General features: G+C 47.8%; 14 protein-coding genes. All 14 read left to right on the forward strand.

Features of this window, described 5'->3' with window-relative positions; translation table 11 throughout:
- Positions 1-35: 35 nt before the first annotated feature.
- The 14 genes from der (at position 36) to KME11_18935 (ending at position 15,804) form a co-directional block, all read left to right on the forward strand.
- Positions 36-1,400 (forward strand): ribosome biogenesis GTPase Der, encoded by a 1,365-nt coding sequence (gene der / locus KME11_18870; GenBank protein ID MBW4517275.1) that lies wholly within the window; start codon positions 36-38, stop codon positions 1,398-1,400.
- A 9-nt stretch (positions 1,401-1,409) separates the two neighbouring features.
- Positions 1,410-2,339 (forward strand): CbiQ family ECF transporter T component, encoded by a 930-nt coding sequence (locus KME11_18875; protein MBW4517276.1) that lies wholly within the window; start codon positions 1,410-1,412, stop codon positions 2,337-2,339.
- 314 nt (positions 2,340-2,653) lie between these two features.
- Entirely contained in the window at positions 2,654-2,926 is a 273-nt protein-coding gene (locus KME11_18880; GenBank protein MBW4517277.1) for a PipX family protein, read from the forward strand.
- A gap of 6 nt (positions 2,927-2,932) precedes the next feature.
- The gene (locus KME11_18885; GenBank protein MBW4517278.1) at positions 2,933-3,628 is read left to right on the forward strand and encodes a YggS family pyridoxal phosphate-dependent enzyme; all 696 of its coding nucleotides are present in this window, start codon (positions 2,933-2,935) and stop codon (positions 3,626-3,628) included.
- A gap of 885 nt (positions 3,629-4,513) precedes the next feature.
- Entirely contained in the window at positions 4,514-5,047 is a 534-nt protein-coding gene (locus KME11_18890; GenBank protein MBW4517279.1) for a cell division protein SepF, read from the forward strand.
- 183 nt (positions 5,048-5,230) lie between these two features.
- On the forward strand, positions 5,231-6,031 hold the full coding sequence (gene proC, locus KME11_18895) for a pyrroline-5-carboxylate reductase (protein MBW4517280.1): 801 nt from the start codon (positions 5,231-5,233) through the stop codon (positions 6,029-6,031).
- 93 nt (positions 6,032-6,124) lie between these two features.
- A complete protein-coding gene (locus KME11_18900) occupies positions 6,125-7,549 on the forward strand; it encodes a BCD family MFS transporter (protein MBW4517281.1) in 1,425 nt (474 codons plus the stop codon).
- A gap of 18 nt (positions 7,550-7,567) precedes the next feature.
- Positions 7,568-8,404, forward strand: a complete 837-nt coding sequence (locus KME11_18905; protein ID MBW4517282.1) for an inositol monophosphatase family protein — start codon at positions 7,568-7,570, stop codon at positions 8,402-8,404.
- Positions 8,379-8,795 (forward strand): DUF4168 domain-containing protein, encoded by a 417-nt coding sequence (locus KME11_18910; GenBank protein MBW4517283.1) that lies wholly within the window; start codon positions 8,379-8,381, stop codon positions 8,793-8,795. Before KME11_18905 ends, KME11_18910 begins: the two co-directional genes overlap by 26 nt.
- Positions 8,796-8,867: 72 nt before the next feature.
- Positions 8,868-9,842 (forward strand): carbohydrate kinase, encoded by a 975-nt coding sequence (locus KME11_18915; protein MBW4517284.1) that lies wholly within the window; start codon positions 8,868-8,870, stop codon positions 9,840-9,842.
- Positions 9,843-9,870: 28 nt separating this feature from the next.
- Positions 9,871-11,886: an FAD-dependent oxidoreductase gene (locus tag KME11_18920; GenBank protein MBW4517285.1), complete on the forward strand. Its 2,016-nt coding sequence runs from the start codon at positions 9,871-9,873 to the stop codon at positions 11,884-11,886.
- A gap of 685 nt (positions 11,887-12,571) precedes the next feature.
- A complete protein-coding gene (locus KME11_18925; GenBank protein MBW4517286.1) occupies positions 12,572-12,769 on the forward strand; it encodes a hypothetical protein in 198 nt (65 codons plus the stop codon).
- Positions 12,770-13,273: 504 nt separating this feature from the next.
- Entirely contained in the window at positions 13,274-14,185 is a 912-nt protein-coding gene (hetR, locus tag KME11_18930; protein MBW4517287.1) for a heterocyst differentiation master regulator HetR, read from the forward strand.
- A 338-nt stretch (positions 14,186-14,523) separates the two neighbouring features.
- Positions 14,524-15,804: a S41 family peptidase gene (locus tag KME11_18935; GenBank protein ID MBW4517288.1), complete on the forward strand. Its 1,281-nt coding sequence runs from the start codon at positions 14,524-14,526 to the stop codon at positions 15,802-15,804.
- The last annotated feature ends 51 nt before the right edge of the window (positions 15,805-15,855 follow it).

Below are 15,855 nucleotides of genomic sequence, written 5' to 3' on the forward strand. Positions count from 1 at the left end.
TAGCCGACACTCGTTTTCCCATCTCCCCATTCCCCATGTCTCTCCCCGTCGTCGCAATCATTGGTCGTCCTAACGTTGGCAAATCCACCATCGTCAACCGTTTAGCCGGAGTGACTGACTCCATCGTCCATGACGAGCCGGGAGTGACACGCGATCGCACTTACCGCGAAGCCTTCTGGCGCGATCGTGATTTTTTAGTCGTGGACACAGGTGGATTGGTCTTTGACGATGACACAGAATTTCTGCCCCTCATACGGGAGCAAGCTATGCTGGCATTGGCAGAAGCCAGTGCGGCAATCATGGTGGTAGATGGCAAGGTGGGGCCTACCGGAGCCGATGAAACGATTGCAAGCTGGCTGCGACAACAATCTGTTCCTGTGCTGCTGGCAGTGAATAAATGTGAATCGCCCGACCAAGGCGTTATGCAAGCCTCTGAATTTTGGGGCTTGGGCATTGGCGAACCTTTCCCAGTATCGGGAATTCATGGCAACGGCACAGGCGAATTACTCGACGAACTAGTAGGCTTTTTGCCCGAAACCGACATTTTAGAAGAGTCGGATGAAATTAAGGTGGCGATCGTGGGTCGTCCCAACGTTGGTAAATCTAGTTTGTTGAATGCCTTTGTGGGCGAAAATCGCGCCATTGTTAGCCCTATTTCTGGCACTACCCGCGACACGATCGACATGGTAGTAGAACTGGAAGGACAGAAATTCCGCATTGTCGATACAGCAGGCATTCGCAAGAAAAAACAGGTAGAGTATGGGCCTGAGTTTTTTGGCATCAACCGAGCTTTTAAAGCAATTCGGCGATCGAGCGTTGTTCTGCTCGTCATTGATGCGTTAGACGGCGTTACGGAACAAGATCAAAAGCTGGCAGGACGCATTGAGGACGATGGTCGGGGCTGCATTATCGTAGTCAACAAATGGGATGCCATTGAAAAAGACTCTCATACAATTTATGAGTACGACAAAATTATTAAAGATCGACTGCACTTTACTGAATGGGCAGAGTCAATCTACGTCAGCGCCGAAACAGGGCAACGGGTCGAAAAAATTCTTGAACTGGTCAAAACTGCCGCTGAACAACATAAGCGCCGCGTCAGTACTTCGGTGATTAACGAGGCGCTGGAAGACGCAATGAAATGGCACAACCCACCGACAACCCGACAAGGACGACAGGGCAAGATTTACTACGCCACCCAAGTTTCGAGCCAGCCGCCTTGTATTGCTTTATTTGTCAATGATCCCAAGCTATTTAATGACAACTATCGGCGCTACATTGAACGCCAGTTTCGGCAGAACCTGGGCTTTACCGGAACGCCGCTGAAGTTGCTCTGGCGCGGTAAAAAGGTTCGGGATGCTGAATTAGCCAATAACCCTAATCGGGCGACCAAGGTTTAAGGTTAGGGCATGGATTTACTGCGATCGCTCCCCATCGGTCTCTATCTGGAGCAACCTGTCACTTGGCTTCACCGCATTGACTCTCGCGTCAAACTGGGTTGGTTGCTGAGTTTTCTATTAACCCCAATCGCTGCTACGCCTGAATGGCGAGTGGCGATCGTTGCGGGCTTAATCTTGTTAACCTTTGCCAGTGGGTTACCGTTTCGGGCTTGGCGAAAACAGCTTGGATTGATTTTAGGATTTGCGCTGTTGCTCTTTGGCATCACCCTTTTTGCTCCCGATGGCGTTAATGTGACGACTCAACCCCGCCTACCTGTCAATGAGTTTGCCATTGGTCAAGCGGCATCAAATTCTTCCGCCCCGCTAGCCGCAGATCAAGCGATCGCCTCCCTACCTCAGCCGACGAACTATCAATATGTATTGTTAGAAAGAGGCAGCATCCGCATCACGCGGCGATCGGTTGAACTCGCGATTCGAGTAGGCACCCTCATGTTCACTCTGATCTACAGCACCAACCTCTACCTGCTCACCACGGCTCCCGAAGAAATTACGGCAGGACTTGATTATTTAATGCAGCCGCTTCGTCGCTTCCTGCCCGTCACTGAAATTGTCTTAACCCTGACCCTTGCCCTTCGCTTCATTCCCCTCGTGCTTGAAGAAGTGCAAAATTTAGTGCGCTCGGTTCGTACGCGTGCCATCAATTGGAAAAAGCTGGGCTTTCGAGGAGCCACCCAAGTTTGGAGCGCGATCGCAGAACGCCTGCTCGACAATCTTCTTCTCAGAGCCGAACAAATTGCTAGCGCTATGCAAGTACGCGGATTCACAAGCCCAAATCAGCATCAAGTCAAGTGGCATCAATTCCGTCTGAGATTTCTCGATCGATTAGCACTGGCAGGGATAGGAGTATTTTGGGGAATTCGTTTTTGGGTAGGCGGCTAAGTTGTCTCTATTGGGGAATCCTTAGCAAATCCTGGTGAAGGGTTGATCCCCATAAAGTTTTTATCCTGATGCCTTAGGTTTCTACTGGGGCGATCGCGGCGAGAACCTGCCCAGGGTTTGCTCTCAGCTAGAAACTAATTTAGCCTAAGATGTTTTGTAGCACAGATGTACATTTCCACATTAGAGTAGGGATTAAATCTATCAACTGTTTACCTCAAACATCTGCAGTTATCGAATTACGCTCTTCCCATCTGCACTGAATCTAAGATACTTTAATGCTTAACCCGATCGTCCCAGATGTCTACTCAGCCCGAATGAACACCGAAGAATACCTCAACCATCCGACGTTTGGGCTACTATACAAAATTTGTCTAGTTGAAGAAAATCGTGGACTCTTCGCCACACTCTATGCCCAGCGTTTGTTCTTTATCGTCCTCACCAGCGTTGAAGGAATGCAGTTCGATGCGATCGGGCGCACCAATGCTCGCATTCTTCTCGAAACCCGGTTACGAGAATTGCGCCGCACTGGACAGGATTTAGAATACATCAAGCTTCAAGCTGCCCATAAAAAGACGTTTCTTCAATAGATAGCAATGGCAGGCTCCCTTCAAACTCAAATTGCTGAACGTCTAACCCAAATTCGCCAAACCCTCCCAGAATCGGTCAAGCTAATTGCCGTTACTAAGCAGGTTTCGGTTGAGGTACTGCGAGCAGCCTATGCAGCAGGAGTGCGGGATTTTGGTGAAAGTCGCATCCAAGAAACCGCCGATAAACAAGCTCAGCTTGCCGACTTACCCAATATCACTTGGCACTTAATTGGGCATTTACAAAGCAATAAAGTCGCCAAAGCCTTAGAACTTTTTCAATGGATTCATTCAGTCGATAGCCTCAAGCTAGCGCAACGGCTCAATCAAATTGCTGCCGACTTCCCTCAAAAGCCGACTTTGTGCCTCCAAGTCAAAGTTTTGCCTGACCCGACCAAGTACGGCTGGACGATTCCAGAGTTACTCAACGATCTGCCTGCGCTAGATCAATGCACTCATCTCAACACAGTCGGCTTGATGGCGATCCCTCCTTACGGGCTTGAACCCTCAGAAACATTAGCCGTGTTCACTCGCACCCGCGATCTGGCAGAGCAGATCCGACAGGATGGAGAGAAAATTAGACATTTAAAGATGCAAGAGCTTTCGATGGGAATGTCGGATGATTATCTGCTGGCTGTTGAGGCAGGGGCAACGATGATTCGTTTAGGAAGGACGTTGTTTGGCGATCGTCCTAACATTCCTTAGTGGGTTTTGTGCCTTCTTTTATGCGACACGCCTGAGAACATGTCATTTTGTGAACCAAAAGTAACCGATTGAGTTAATGTAATCTACACTAACTTTTCGTTGGACTTCCTCACGGTACAAAAAATGACCTCTATTGTATTTAGTGTTGGAACCCCAACGTATACTCTATGCGTAGAGTGAGCCGTTTAAGCGGCAGGTAGCTGATTGCAGTTTTCTTCCAGGGTAGAAGTAGGTTGGCATAAGCGATATAAGGGTTTGCATCCTGAGGTTGCTCAAGCTAATGTTCTCTTTAAATTAAAAAACTAAAGATGAATGCTTCTATTTATCGTCAATGTCTTAGAGGATTCTTAAGAATTACTTCCTAGTCAAACGCTCAATCTAAGGATTTAATGTCCTCGATCGATTAAAGAGTTGTTGATGTGTTGGGTGCTACTTTAACGAGTCTATTTAGGTCGTTTAAAGTCAAACCGTTTGCCTACCAAGCAAAAGTTTAGGTTTTCTTAATTTTCTTGGAAATGTTTCTACATTATTTAGTTCAGTAATTTCCTGGAGTACACACAATCTTGTTTCCAGTAAGGTATTGATTCTGTAGAGATTGCATGTATCATTTACTCAAAATCGAAAGAATCTGATGTAGAATGATGCGATTTCAGGGCAGTATACCGAGTAGTTTGGGTGGCATTACCTAAATGTTTATGAGGCAAAGCATCTAGCTAGATATTTCGATTTAATTGAGCTTTACCTGCGTGTGTCATCGATCGGTTAGGGACTGTTCCTTGAGTTTTTAGTTTTGCTGCGTAAAAAGTTAACCTTAGTTTCGTTGGAGCGTGAACAGTGAATACAATTTTTTCTAAGTTAAGAGATTTTGTGGGTCTGAATGAGCCGATGGAGTATGAGTACGAATATGCAGAGGTAGATGGCGAAGAGTATCGCAATCTTTACCAAGAAGAGCATCCTCAGCCTGTGGTTCAAGAAGAAGAGCCTCGTCGTCGTCGGGCTCGCGAACGGTCAATGCTATCCAATGAATCTGGAGTAGGGTCTACAACAATGAATAATGTAATTGGAATGCCCGGTGCTGCCAACGGTATGACTGAAGTCGTCGTCGTCGAACCTCGCACTTTTGAAGAAATGCCCCAAGTGATTCGTGCCTTACGTGAGCGCAAGTCAGTCGTATTGAATTTGACTGTGATGGATCCTGACCAAGCTCAGCGCGCAGTTGATTTTGTTGCAGGCGGCACCTATGCGATCGATGGTCATCAAGAGCGGATCGGCGAAAGCATTTTCTTGTTTACTCCTAACTGTGTTCAAGTTAGCACTGGCAATGCGACCAATGATGTAGTTCTACAACAGGCTCGGACGGCTCGACCTGCGCCCCCTGCTCCGGCTTGGACTGCCGAGCGAACGGCTCGCATGGGATAAGATTTGTTGAAATGGGTGGATTAGTCGGCAAGTTGAAATTCTGGCAAGGTTTGTTAAACGCAGGTTGTCATGATTCGCCCTAGTGTTCTCACCGCCTTGCTAGTGTTTTACCTGAAGGTTTAGTTCAGTTCGTGTTCCCGTTGCATGAATTCAGGCTTAGATCCTGAGTCTAGGAGACTAAGGTTGTCGGCAAAACTCGGAATTATTGGTGGCGGGGTAATGGGGGAAGCTCTCTTATCCCGCCTTATTGATCAAAATCTTTATTTACCCGATCGCATCTATGTCAGTGAGCCTCAAGCCCCACGGCAAGATTTTTTGGCGACAAAATATCAGGTTAATGTGACTGCTGATAATCAAACAGTAGTAGCGTTTGCAGACGTGTTGCTATTGGCAATTAAGCCCCAGGTTTTTGATTTAGTTGTAGCACCTCTGGAATTGGGGCGATCGGAGCAACTTGTCGTTTCAATTTTGGCAGGTGTGCCCCTTCATCGATTAGAGGCTGCATTTCCGGGACAACCCATTGTGCGGGCAATGCCCAACACGCCTGCAATAGTTGGAGCCGGGATGACTGCGATCGCATCGGGCAGTCATACCCAACCCCAGCATTTGCACCTGGCTCGACAGCTTTTTGAAGCCGTGGGCGAGGTTGTGGAAGTAGCTGAGCCTTTAATTGATGCAGTTACAGGGCTTTCTGGGTCTGGCCCTGGCTATGTGGCAGTGATGATTGAGGCACTCATTGATGGTGGCGTTGCCGTGGGTTTACCCAGAGCGATCGCGACTCAGCTTGCCATTCAAACCGTTCTTGGCACGGCTGAATTACTACAGACTACAGGCATCCATCCGGCAGAGTTAAAAGATCGGGTGACCAGTCCGGGCGGCACCACGATCGCGGGCATTGCTCATTTAGAAAGGGTCGGTTTTCGATCAGCGTTGATTGGGGCAGTTCGAGCGGCTTACGAGCGATCGCAGGAGTTGGGCGGCTAGAAACGGCGGCTCGTCTGCCTGTAGAGAAGGTCATGTAGGGAAGGTCGAATAGACGATATCGTAAGAGAAAGATTCCAGCCCCTTAAAAATGCCATGGCGACCGATCACTTTCCCAACTCCACCCCATCCATTCCCGCATCGCTCCCTCATCTTAAAATCTTCACCATGTTCCGCCTGGGGTTATTCCAAGCTGGATTAGGGATTATGTCGCTCCTGACCTTAGGCGTACTTAACCGGGTCATGATTAAGGAATTGGCAATTCCAGCCACGATCGTAGCCGGGGCGATCGCCATGCACCAAATTGTTGCGCCTGCCAGAGTTTGGTTTGGGCAAATGTCAGATGCCAAGCCGATTTTGGGTTATCACCGCACAGGCTACGTTTGGATAGGTTCAGCCTTATTTACGATCGTCTCTTTCCTGGCAGTTCAAGTGGTTTGGCAGCTAGGCAACAGCGTTGAAACCTACGGCTGGACAGCCCCAACCTATGGTTGGATAGGACTTTTAGCCTTTGTATTTGCGCTGTACGGCATTGCACTCAGTTCTAGTTCCACGCCGTTCGCAGCCTTGTTAGTCGATATTTCCGACGAAGATAATCGTCCCAAGCTGGTTGGGATTGTGTGGTCAATGTTAATGGTCGGCATTATTGTCGGTGCCATCATTACTGGAGGCTTGTTAAAAGCGATCGATTTAGACACGCCTCTAGACGTGGTGCAGGCATCCATCAATCGGATTTTTACGATTATTCCTGCCGTAGTTTTTGGTTTAACTCTCATTGCCACTTTTGGGATTGAAAAAAAATATTCTCGATATCAAACTCGTTCTGCTTTAGTCGATCGCGAAGATCAAATAACTTTGGGTCGTGCCCTTAAGGTCTTAACTGCCAGCCGTCAGACCGGGTTATTCTTCGTCTTTTTGTTAGTTATGACCATTTGCTTATTTTTTCAAGAGCCAATCTTAGAACCTTATGGGGGTGAGGTTTTTGGCATGACGATCGCTGAAACCACTAAACTCAATGCTTTCTGGGGCAGCGGTACGCTGATTGGCTTAAGCTTTACCGGGTTCTTAATTGTGCCTCGCTTAGGCAAAAAAAACACGACAAAGCTAGGCTGTTTTCTAGTTGCCGCGTCGTTTATTTTAATTATTTTGGCAGGCTTAACCCGCACTCCTGCAATGCTTAGAACGGCGGTTCTAGTCTTGGGCTTTGCCTCTGGCATTACCACGACTGGAGCATTGAGCCTCATGCTAGATTTAACCGCTGCTGAAACTGCCGGAACCTTTATCGGCGCGTGGGGTTTGTCGCAAGCCTTAGCCCGAGCTACCGCTACCGTTGCAGGCGGAGCACTGTTAGACCTGGGACGGAGCTTTTTGAGTACCCCAATTCTGGCTTATGGACTAGTGTTTGCAATGCCTATTTTTGGGATGATGCTGGCCGTTAGATTGTTGAGCCGCGTCAATGTTCAAGAGTTTCAGATCGAGGCAAAGGCAGCGATCGCCAAAGTCATGGAGCAAGAGTTATGAGTAAGAGCCATAAAAAACATGACCGACTTTTGGATATCCATCCTTAATTTCTGCGAAACCGCCGTTCTGCCTATTGGAACACATCTGATGCAAGAGTTTGGGCAAGTATCTGCTGTCGAGAAACCAGATGGTAGCCTCGTTACCCGCTCTGACCAATGGACGGATGCAGAATTGAGAGCCGCGATCGCCCAAGCATTTCCCACCCACGGAGTGCTGAGCGAAGAAGCCGAACACCAATTCCCAGCACAAGACTGGTGTTGGGTCATTGACCCGATTGATGGCACCACTAACTTTACCCGAGGCGTACCGCTCTGGGGCATTTCCTTAGGGTTGCTGTATCAGGGCACCCCCGTCTTTGGCTATGTCCACCTTCCTCCCATCCATCAATCGTTCCACGGATTTTGGCTAGGCGATTCGGGGTTAGAAGGAACTAACGGAGCATTCCTCAACGGTCGCCCGATTCATACTCGCCCTGATGATCCATCAGGCAACCAGCTTTTCAATATCTGCGCCCGCAGCATCAAAGTTTTGCAACATCCATTCCCCTGCAAAATTCGGATGCTGGGTGTAGCAAGCTACAATCTATTGACTGTTGCTGCCGGAGTCACGTTAGGCGGCGTTGAAGCCACACCCAAAATTTGGGACATTGCCGCAGTTTGGGCGATCGTTCAGGCAGCAGGCGGGGCTTGGGTGCCGCTTCAGCCAAAGCCAATTTTTCCGCTTCAGGTGGGGCAAAATTATGGCGATCGCCCCTATCCCACGCTCGTCGTCAGTCGGGCTGAACTAATTCCTAAATTTCGCCCTCTCGTTGAATTTTTGGGTACATCCTATGGAGCAACTCCTGAAAAGTCTTAGAAAATTACTCCTGTCTCTGCTAATCTCCTTTCTTTTTCTATGGCTGAGTCCAGTAAGCTGGGCAGATTCTACCGAACCCCCAGCCGCCATCATTGAGCAGTCTGCCCCGTCAGGCGTTAATGCCAACGCTATCTCATCTGAAAAAATTAGCCAATTTGTGCAAGCCTATTTGCAAGTCGTTGCACTGATTGATCAGCGCGAAGGCGAACTTCAAGGAGCCGAAACTGAATCTGATTCGTTACGCATTAAGCAGGAAATTGAAGCCGGAGCCATGAGCTTAATTGAAACGGAAGGCTTAACCCTTCAAGAATATTTACAGCTTCTCACGCTGGCTAACGTTGATCCAGAGTTTAGCGATCGCATCGTCGCCCAGTTGCAAACCATAGACTGAATCATGAACTAACCTAGAAGACGTTTCGGCTGTCCGCTCACTTAGGCTGTCTGCCAACCCAGAACAACCATGATCCACAATCCCCGTGTCATTTGTATTGGTGAAATCCTCTGGGATTGTCTAGCAGATCAACCTGCCAATTCAGTCGATGCAGTTACTTCTTGGACAAAGTATCCGGGTGGCGCACCTGCTAATGTTGCCTGCGGGTTAGCTAAACTGGGCGTGCCAACCGCCTTTATTGGCTGTATTGGTGGCGACGATTGGGGTGAAAAATTGGTCGAGCAATTACGATCGCTCTCCATCAACACGGCTGGCATTCAACGTTACCTTAAAGCTACAACACGCCAAGTGCAGGTTTTACGGACAGAAACGGGCGATCGCCAATTTGCAGGCTTCATGGGTAACTCTAACTTTGCCGATACTCACCTTCAAGCCCAATTCCTACCCGTTAAGTTGTTTGAATCGGCTGAATTCTTAGTCATTGGCTCCCTTGGGTTTGCCTACCCGGAAACTCGACAAGCCATTCAAGCGTCATTAAATCTTGCCGATCGCCATTCTCTCAAAGTTCTTATGGATGTAAACTGGCGACCCATGTTTTGGGCTGACCCAGATGCCGCCAAGCCTATGATTCAATCCGTTTTGCCCCAAATCGATTTTCTCAAGCTCTCTGTTGAAGAAGCAGAGTGGCTATTTGGCACCACTCATCCAAGGGCGATCGCCTCTCTGAGCGATCTCGAAGGCGTTCTGGTTACTCACGGTGCTGAAGGTTGTACCTATTCCCTCAGTGAGAACGAGGGCAAATTGCCAGGTTTCGCTGTTGAGGTAGAAGACACGACTGGAGCCGGAGATGGCTTTGTAGCAGGATTTTTGGCTCAGTTATGCCACTACGGTGCGCCTGCCTTGCGTAATCCTGCGATCGCCTGTCAAGTGGTCAACTATGCCAATGCCGTGGGCGCAATAGTGACGACCAATGCAGGCGCGATCGCCCCACAACCCACTGATAAGGAGGTCGAAGCCTTCCTCTACCTCAATCAAATTCGAGAATAATCTTTGATTAACCTATTCTGAGTAACCCATGTTGACCCGGTCTCTCTTTGCCAGTCTATGCATCTCGCCATTGCTAGTTTGGGCGAGCCCAACCCTCGCGGCTCCGCCCAAGATTAACCAAACCGTAGAATGTGAAGTTCTGATTGTAGGAGGTGGTTTAGCCGGAACTGCGACCGCCTACGAAAGTTTATTGAGAGGCAGAACGGTTTGCATGACCGAAATTACCGATTGGGTTGGAGGACAAATCTCTTCTCAGGGCACCTCGGCGCTAGATGAACGCACCACTCAACGACAAAAGCAATTCTTTCCTAAAGGATATTTAGAATTTAGCGATCGCATTCAAGAGTTTTACAACAGACCTAACCCTGGTGATTGTTGGGTTAGCTCCTTTTGCTTCCTGCCTAGAGACGGGCATACCATTCTCTTAGAAATGCTGGAAGATGCAGCAAAGCAAGGAAAGGGCACTTTGCATTGGTACCCTGCAACCGTGATCAAAGATCTTACTGAAGCAGCGGGACAAATTGAGAAGGCGATCGCCATTCAGCACCAGCCCGCTCCCGGTGCGCCGCCCCTCAACACCGAACCCCTTTCCCAAACCCTCGAAGATGCTTACCAATACGAAAATTCTTCCCGCTTCACCAAACAAGTCATCCAGTTCCTCCCCAAACAAGCTGCTGTAAATAGAGCAGGTAAAACCCAGTGGTATGTTGTGGATGCCACCGAAACGGGCGAACTCCTTGCCCTTGCCAACGTTCCTTACCGCGTTGGCATTGATCCCCGCTCCTACCTCGAACCTTCCTCCGCCAGCGAAACCCCTATGCCCTACTGTACCCAGGGCTACACCTACACCTTCGCCATGGAGCAAACGGCAGAACCTCAGCCGCAAACCGCACCTAGCTTCTATTTCCAATACGAGCCTTACTATAGTTACGAAAAACCTATCTTCGCCAACGTCGATTTGCTCTTCACCTACCGCCGGATTTGGCGACCCAAAGGGCAAACAACTATTGATACAGGATTCGGCAACATTAGTTTTATTGCTCCCCAACCCGGCGATATTTCCATGCAGAACTGGACTTGGGGCAACGACTATCGCCCTGGCACCGCCACCGATAACCTTATTCTGACTCCTGAGCAACTTCAGGAAACAGGGCAGCTTGCCCCTGGTCAATGGAGGGGCGGCTTACGAGTTGAAAGTTTACGACGCGCAGAAGAATCATCATTGGGTTTCTACTATTGGTTAGTGGCAGGCACTACCGACTCTCAACTGGGTGCAGGCATCAAACAACCCAGTCCGAATCATCGCCTTAACGCTGGGTTAGACTCTCCGATGGGCACCATGCATGGATTGTCTAAATATCCCTACATGCGTGAAGTGCGGCGGCTTATTGGTCGTCCGAGTCCGGGTTATGAGAACGGCTTCACCATTTCAGAGGTCGATGTCACCCGCAACAACTTTACCGACGACTATTACCGTTACGGTCTGAGCGATCGCGCCTACCGTGCCCTCGGCATTGGCTTAAGTGGACTAGAAGCCATTCAACGGATCCGTAGCAATGATCTCCCTGATCCGGTGCGCCTCCGTACCCGCTCCCGCATCTATCCTGACTCAGTAGGCATCGGTCACTACCCCATCGACTTCCACCCTTGTATGCAGTCCTATCCCGCCGAGGCTCCTGGCAACATTGAATATCCGGGTATTCGTCAAGGACAAGGGACAACCTATCCCTTCCAGGTGCCTCTGCGTGCCATGATTCCCCAACGCATCAATAACCTTATTGTGGCAGGTAAAAGTATTGCCACCAGCCAAATTGCTGCCGCTGCCTACCGCGTCCAATCTTTTGAGTGGTCGTCTGGCGCTGCCGCTGGAACCCTTGTAGACTTTGCCCTCGATACTGGCTCTGCTCCCTACGAATGGGTGGATGACCTGCCTCGCAAAGAACCCTTACTTGAGCAGTTTCAACAACGCCTCAACAACGCCGGAAACCCAACAGCTTTTCCCGAAACATCAATCTTTAATGAAGATTGGCAGGATTGGAATTAAAGACATATTGCAAAGCGGCTGATTCCAGTCACTTCCATCAGCCGCTCTCACTTACAAAGAATAGCTAGAAAGTTTCTGACCTAATTAACCCCTGCTTAACATCCAATATTCTACAGATAGTTTCAAATTGAGTTAGGACAGGATTTGTATCAGTAATTTCATCCTATCTTTATCAATTTATAAAGCTATTAATTACAAATACTCTATAGCAGCTAAACTAACGCTTTTTAGATTAGTTAATTGCTTTTCACAGCCAGAAACGAATCAAACATTCAAAGCGTTTTTGATTGTCCAAGTAAAGTCATGAGCAGAGTGCTGTGCGTTGCGTCAACAGTTGCTAAACCGTTTGCGGAAATTCATAGAACTGATTAGGGTAAGTCATCTCAGAGCCAAACTCGGCTTAAGTCAAGGAGGCGATCGGAGCAACGTACGGGTAAAGAATTCTTCTCTGTCTTCATCCGTATATTTACCTGACAAATTCACAAGAGTTCAATAAATGACTGAAAATTCAATTATTTTTAAGAGTTTTATACAGAGATCTTAGGTGAGGAGATAGGGTAAAAACTTCTAAAGTTAGCGTTCTTAATTTCAGCCTTAAGTTAATCTAGTGTTCTTCTAAAAATCATCCTGATGAACTCACAAAAGCAACGTATTAGGGAGTAGAAGCACAATATGGAGCCTTACCATGCTGACCTATACTTCGGCTGCTTTAGTGAGCTTGCTGTTCTCCTGGGGTTCAGTTTCTGTTGCAAAAACTGCCGACCATACTGTGAAGTTACAAGCCGCAAACCCGTCTCAAGCCCTAGAATTGTCTTCAGCCCGATCGCCTCATTCTCTCTCTCATCGGGGCAGCGGAAGAATTTACGATAGAGCTATTAGCTAACTTAATCATCTTATTAAAGAGTTAATTTAGTTATCTCTAAATCAGATGATTAGGAATAGCTCAATCTCAAGCTAATAGAGGTTGAAAAGTTTTTTGGAGTCTCTTAAATTCACAAGTTAAACTCACAAGAAAGTAGTCAGTAATCATTTATTTAGGGAATACTAAACAGGAACGTAAAAGTTTGCTGACAAGAGAAACCTGTCAGTGACTTACGTCACAGTTTACATTCATTAGTTTTGATCCATTGCTAATATTTTTTAAGAGTGATATAGCTGATCTAATTTGTAGATCTAGGGGTAATATGGACAAGCTAGTTCAGTTTCTATCCTAGAACTAATTAGGCGATTAGTATTTAGTTTTGGTACAATCAAAGCTAAGCATTGGTCAACTTCTGCCTTCTAAATCTCTGCTTCGTGTGACCAGGGATTCTAAGTCAGACATAATGAGCAAATTAGCTAAATCTGATGCGCTGCTTTTCTATAACTCTTTGCGATCGCCTCCAACATGATTAAAGACATAGATCTGATCAAACGCCTCGGTCCCAGCGCCATGGATCAGATTATGCTGTATCTGGCTTACAGTGCCATGCGCACAGGCGGGCATCGGCATGGTGCTTTTTTAGATGCAGCAGCAACGGCTGCTAAATGCGCCATTTACTCAACCTATCTAGAGCAAGATCAAAACCTCCGGATGACCGGACATTTACACCATATAGAACCCAAGCGGGTTAAGGTCATTGTTGAAGAGGTGCGGCAAGCATTGACAGAGGGCAAACTCCTGAAAATGCTAGGTTCTCAAGAACCTCGTTATTTAATTCAACTGCCCTACGTTTGGTTAGAACAATTTCCTTGGCAGCCGGGTCAGTCACGGATTTCTGGAACAAGCCTTACCCTGGAAGAAAAGCGGCAAATTGAAGAAAAGTTGCCTTCTAACTTGCCTGATGCGCGGCTCGTGAACTCGTTTCAGTTTATGGACATTATTGAGTTTCTCCACGAGCGCTCCCAAGAAGAACTTCCTCTAGAACAGCAAATGCCCATGAGTGAGGCACTAGCAGAGCATATTAAGCGACGGGTGACCTATTCCGGCACAGTTACCCGCATAGACTCGCCCTTTGGGATGCCTTTTTATGCCCTAACCCGCGCCTACTACTCTCCTGTTGATGAGCAGGAACGCACTTTTATTATGGTGGAAGACACTGCACGCTTCTTCCGCATGATGAAAGACTGGGCAGACCGAGAACAGGGAGCAATGCGGGTTCTGGAAGAATTAGACATCCCTGTAGAGCAAATTCCTCAAGCTTTAGAAGAGCTTGATGAAGTCATTCGTGGCTGGGCAGACAAATATCATCAAGGGAATGGGCAGTCTTTCATTTTGCAAATGGTTGTGGGTTTTAAGGAAGAGCAATCTAATCTTTAAAGGGATTTTTAAAGGGCGCTTAAAAGACATTGGAATACGCTTCAGAATTACTGAAATCATCCTATGCAATCTTAGAAGTTCCGGCTTCGGTTGCAGTAGCTTCTAAATCACTGAAGTGACGAAATAACTACCGTATCTCCTTTCAAACCTCTTCTCAATTGTTTTTTACTGCTGATGACAACGCCAAAAGATTAAGTAAAAATTAATTGTTACTCGGTCTAGACGGCAACATTATCAAAGATTGAGTATTCTGGAATTACCGTTGAGTCTGCTGTAGACATATTGAATTACTGCCCAGAACTTTTGACTCCCTAACTCTTACTGCCAGGTTGATCTTTATGAATCAAGCCCATCGCTTTTCCCGCCTGATGCAAGCAGCGTTGTATGGTGGGGCGATCGCCACAACCACTGCAATTTCTCTGCTCACATCTCCTTCAAGCCCCGCTGCTCAACCCACTTTTCAAGATAGCCCGAAGGCAGTTTTGGATGAAGCATGGCAAATCATCAACAGAGAATACGTCGATACCACTTTCAACAAGGTCAACTGGTTAGCCTCTCGTCAAGTTCTTCTGAGCCAGGAATACTCCTCTACTCGTGAGGCTTACGCTGCCCTCAAAGAACAGATTCAGAAGCTGGACGATCCCTATACGCGTTTCATGGATCCTCAGCAGTATCAATCTTTGACCAATCAAACATCGGGCGAACTATCAGGCGTTGGGATTCGGCTACAGGTTGATGTCACGACCAAAGTTTTGACTGTTGTTGAACCCATTGAAAATTCTCCAGCAAGTGCCGCAGGAATTTTGGCAGGCGATCGCATTGTGGCGATTGATAGCAAGCCTACAGCAGGCATGACCGTTGAAGATGCCTCTCAGCTTATTCAGGGCGAAGTAGGCAGTCCGGTTACTCTGCGAATTGAACGAGGCGCGACCCCTGCTAGGGACACGCTTCTGACTCGGGCGCGAATTGAGGTGCCTAATGTCATGTCGTCGGTGAAACAAGAGGGTAATGCTAAGATTGGCTACATTCGCCTCACCGAGTTCAGCAGCCATGCGCCCGAACAAATGCAGCGAGCTATCAAGAAGCTGACCGAGCAACAAGTGCAAGGCTTTGTCCTAGATTTACGAAATAATCCAGGGGGTTTATTACAAGCTGCCGTTGAAATTTCCCGGATGTGGATTGACAGTGGTTCTATCGTTAGGCAAGTGAATCGGGTGGGTGAGAGTACTGAAATGTCTGCCAACCAAACCTCTCTAACCAAGCTTCCGCTAACAGTTTTGGTCAATGGCAATTCTGCAAGCTCCAGTGAAATTTTGACAGGCGCTTTACTCGATAACCGCCGAGCGACGATTGTGGGGAGCCAAACTTTTGGTAAGGCGTTGGTGCAATCGGTTCATGGGCTTAGCGATGGCTCTGGTCTAGCGGTTACAGTGGCACATTACTATACCCCTGCTGGGACAGACATTAGTCAAAAAGGTATTACGCCCAATATTAGAATAGACCTGACCGAACAGCAGCAAATGGCTTTCTCAGTGAACCAGGCGCTAGTGGCAACTCAAGCTGACCCGCAGTACAAGGAAGCCGTTAAGGCTTTGCAAACCTCTTTTGCCATGAGCTGACCCCAAGGTTCAGCTAGTAGCTTGGTACAGGAGGTTGGGGGCGGCAGTCAA

It is taken from the genome of Timaviella obliquedivisa GSE-PSE-MK23-08B, assembly GCA_019358855.1.
GTDB classification, from domain to species: domain Bacteria; phylum Cyanobacteriota; class Cyanobacteriia; order Elainellales; family Elainellaceae; genus Timaviella; species Timaviella obliquedivisa.

Bases quoted from the DNA above. Each gene is read 5' to 3' on its own strand.
- KME11_18890 (MBW4517279.1), top strand. From the start codon at position 4,514: ATGGAGTATGAGTACGAATATGCAGAGGTAGATGGCGAAGAGTATCGC.
- KME11_18925 (MBW4517286.1), top strand. From the start codon at position 12,572: ATGCTGACCTATACTTCGGCTGCTTTAGTGAGCTTGCTGTTCTCCTGG.
- KME11_18900 (MBW4517281.1), top strand. From the start codon at position 6,125: ATGGCGACCGATCACTTTCCCAACTCCACCCCATCCATTCCCGCATCG.
- KME11_18885 (MBW4517278.1), top strand. From the start codon at position 2,933: ATGGCAGGCTCCCTTCAAACTCAAATTGCTGAACGTCTAACCCAAATT.
- hetR (MBW4517287.1), top strand. From the start codon at position 13,274: ATGATTAAAGACATAGATCTGATCAAACGCCTCGGTCCCAGCGCCATG.
- KME11_18935 (MBW4517288.1), top strand. From the start codon at position 14,524: ATGAATCAAGCCCATCGCTTTTCCCGCCTGATGCAAGCAGCGTTGTAT.
- KME11_18920 (MBW4517285.1), top strand. From the start codon at position 9,871: ATGTTGACCCGGTCTCTCTTTGCCAGTCTATGCATCTCGCCATTGCTA.
- der (MBW4517275.1), top strand. From the start codon at position 36: ATGTCTCTCCCCGTCGTCGCAATCATTGGTCGTCCTAACGTTGGCAAA.
- KME11_18875 (MBW4517276.1), top strand. From the start codon at position 1,410: ATGGATTTACTGCGATCGCTCCCCATCGGTCTCTATCTGGAGCAACCT.
- KME11_18910 (MBW4517283.1), top strand. From the start codon at position 8,379: ATGGAGCAACTCCTGAAAAGTCTTAGAAAATTACTCCTGTCTCTGCTA.
- KME11_18880 (MBW4517277.1), top strand. From the start codon at position 2,654: ATGAACACCGAAGAATACCTCAACCATCCGACGTTTGGGCTACTATAC.
- KME11_18905 (MBW4517282.1), top strand. From the start codon at position 7,568: ATGACCGACTTTTGGATATCCATCCTTAATTTCTGCGAAACCGCCGTT.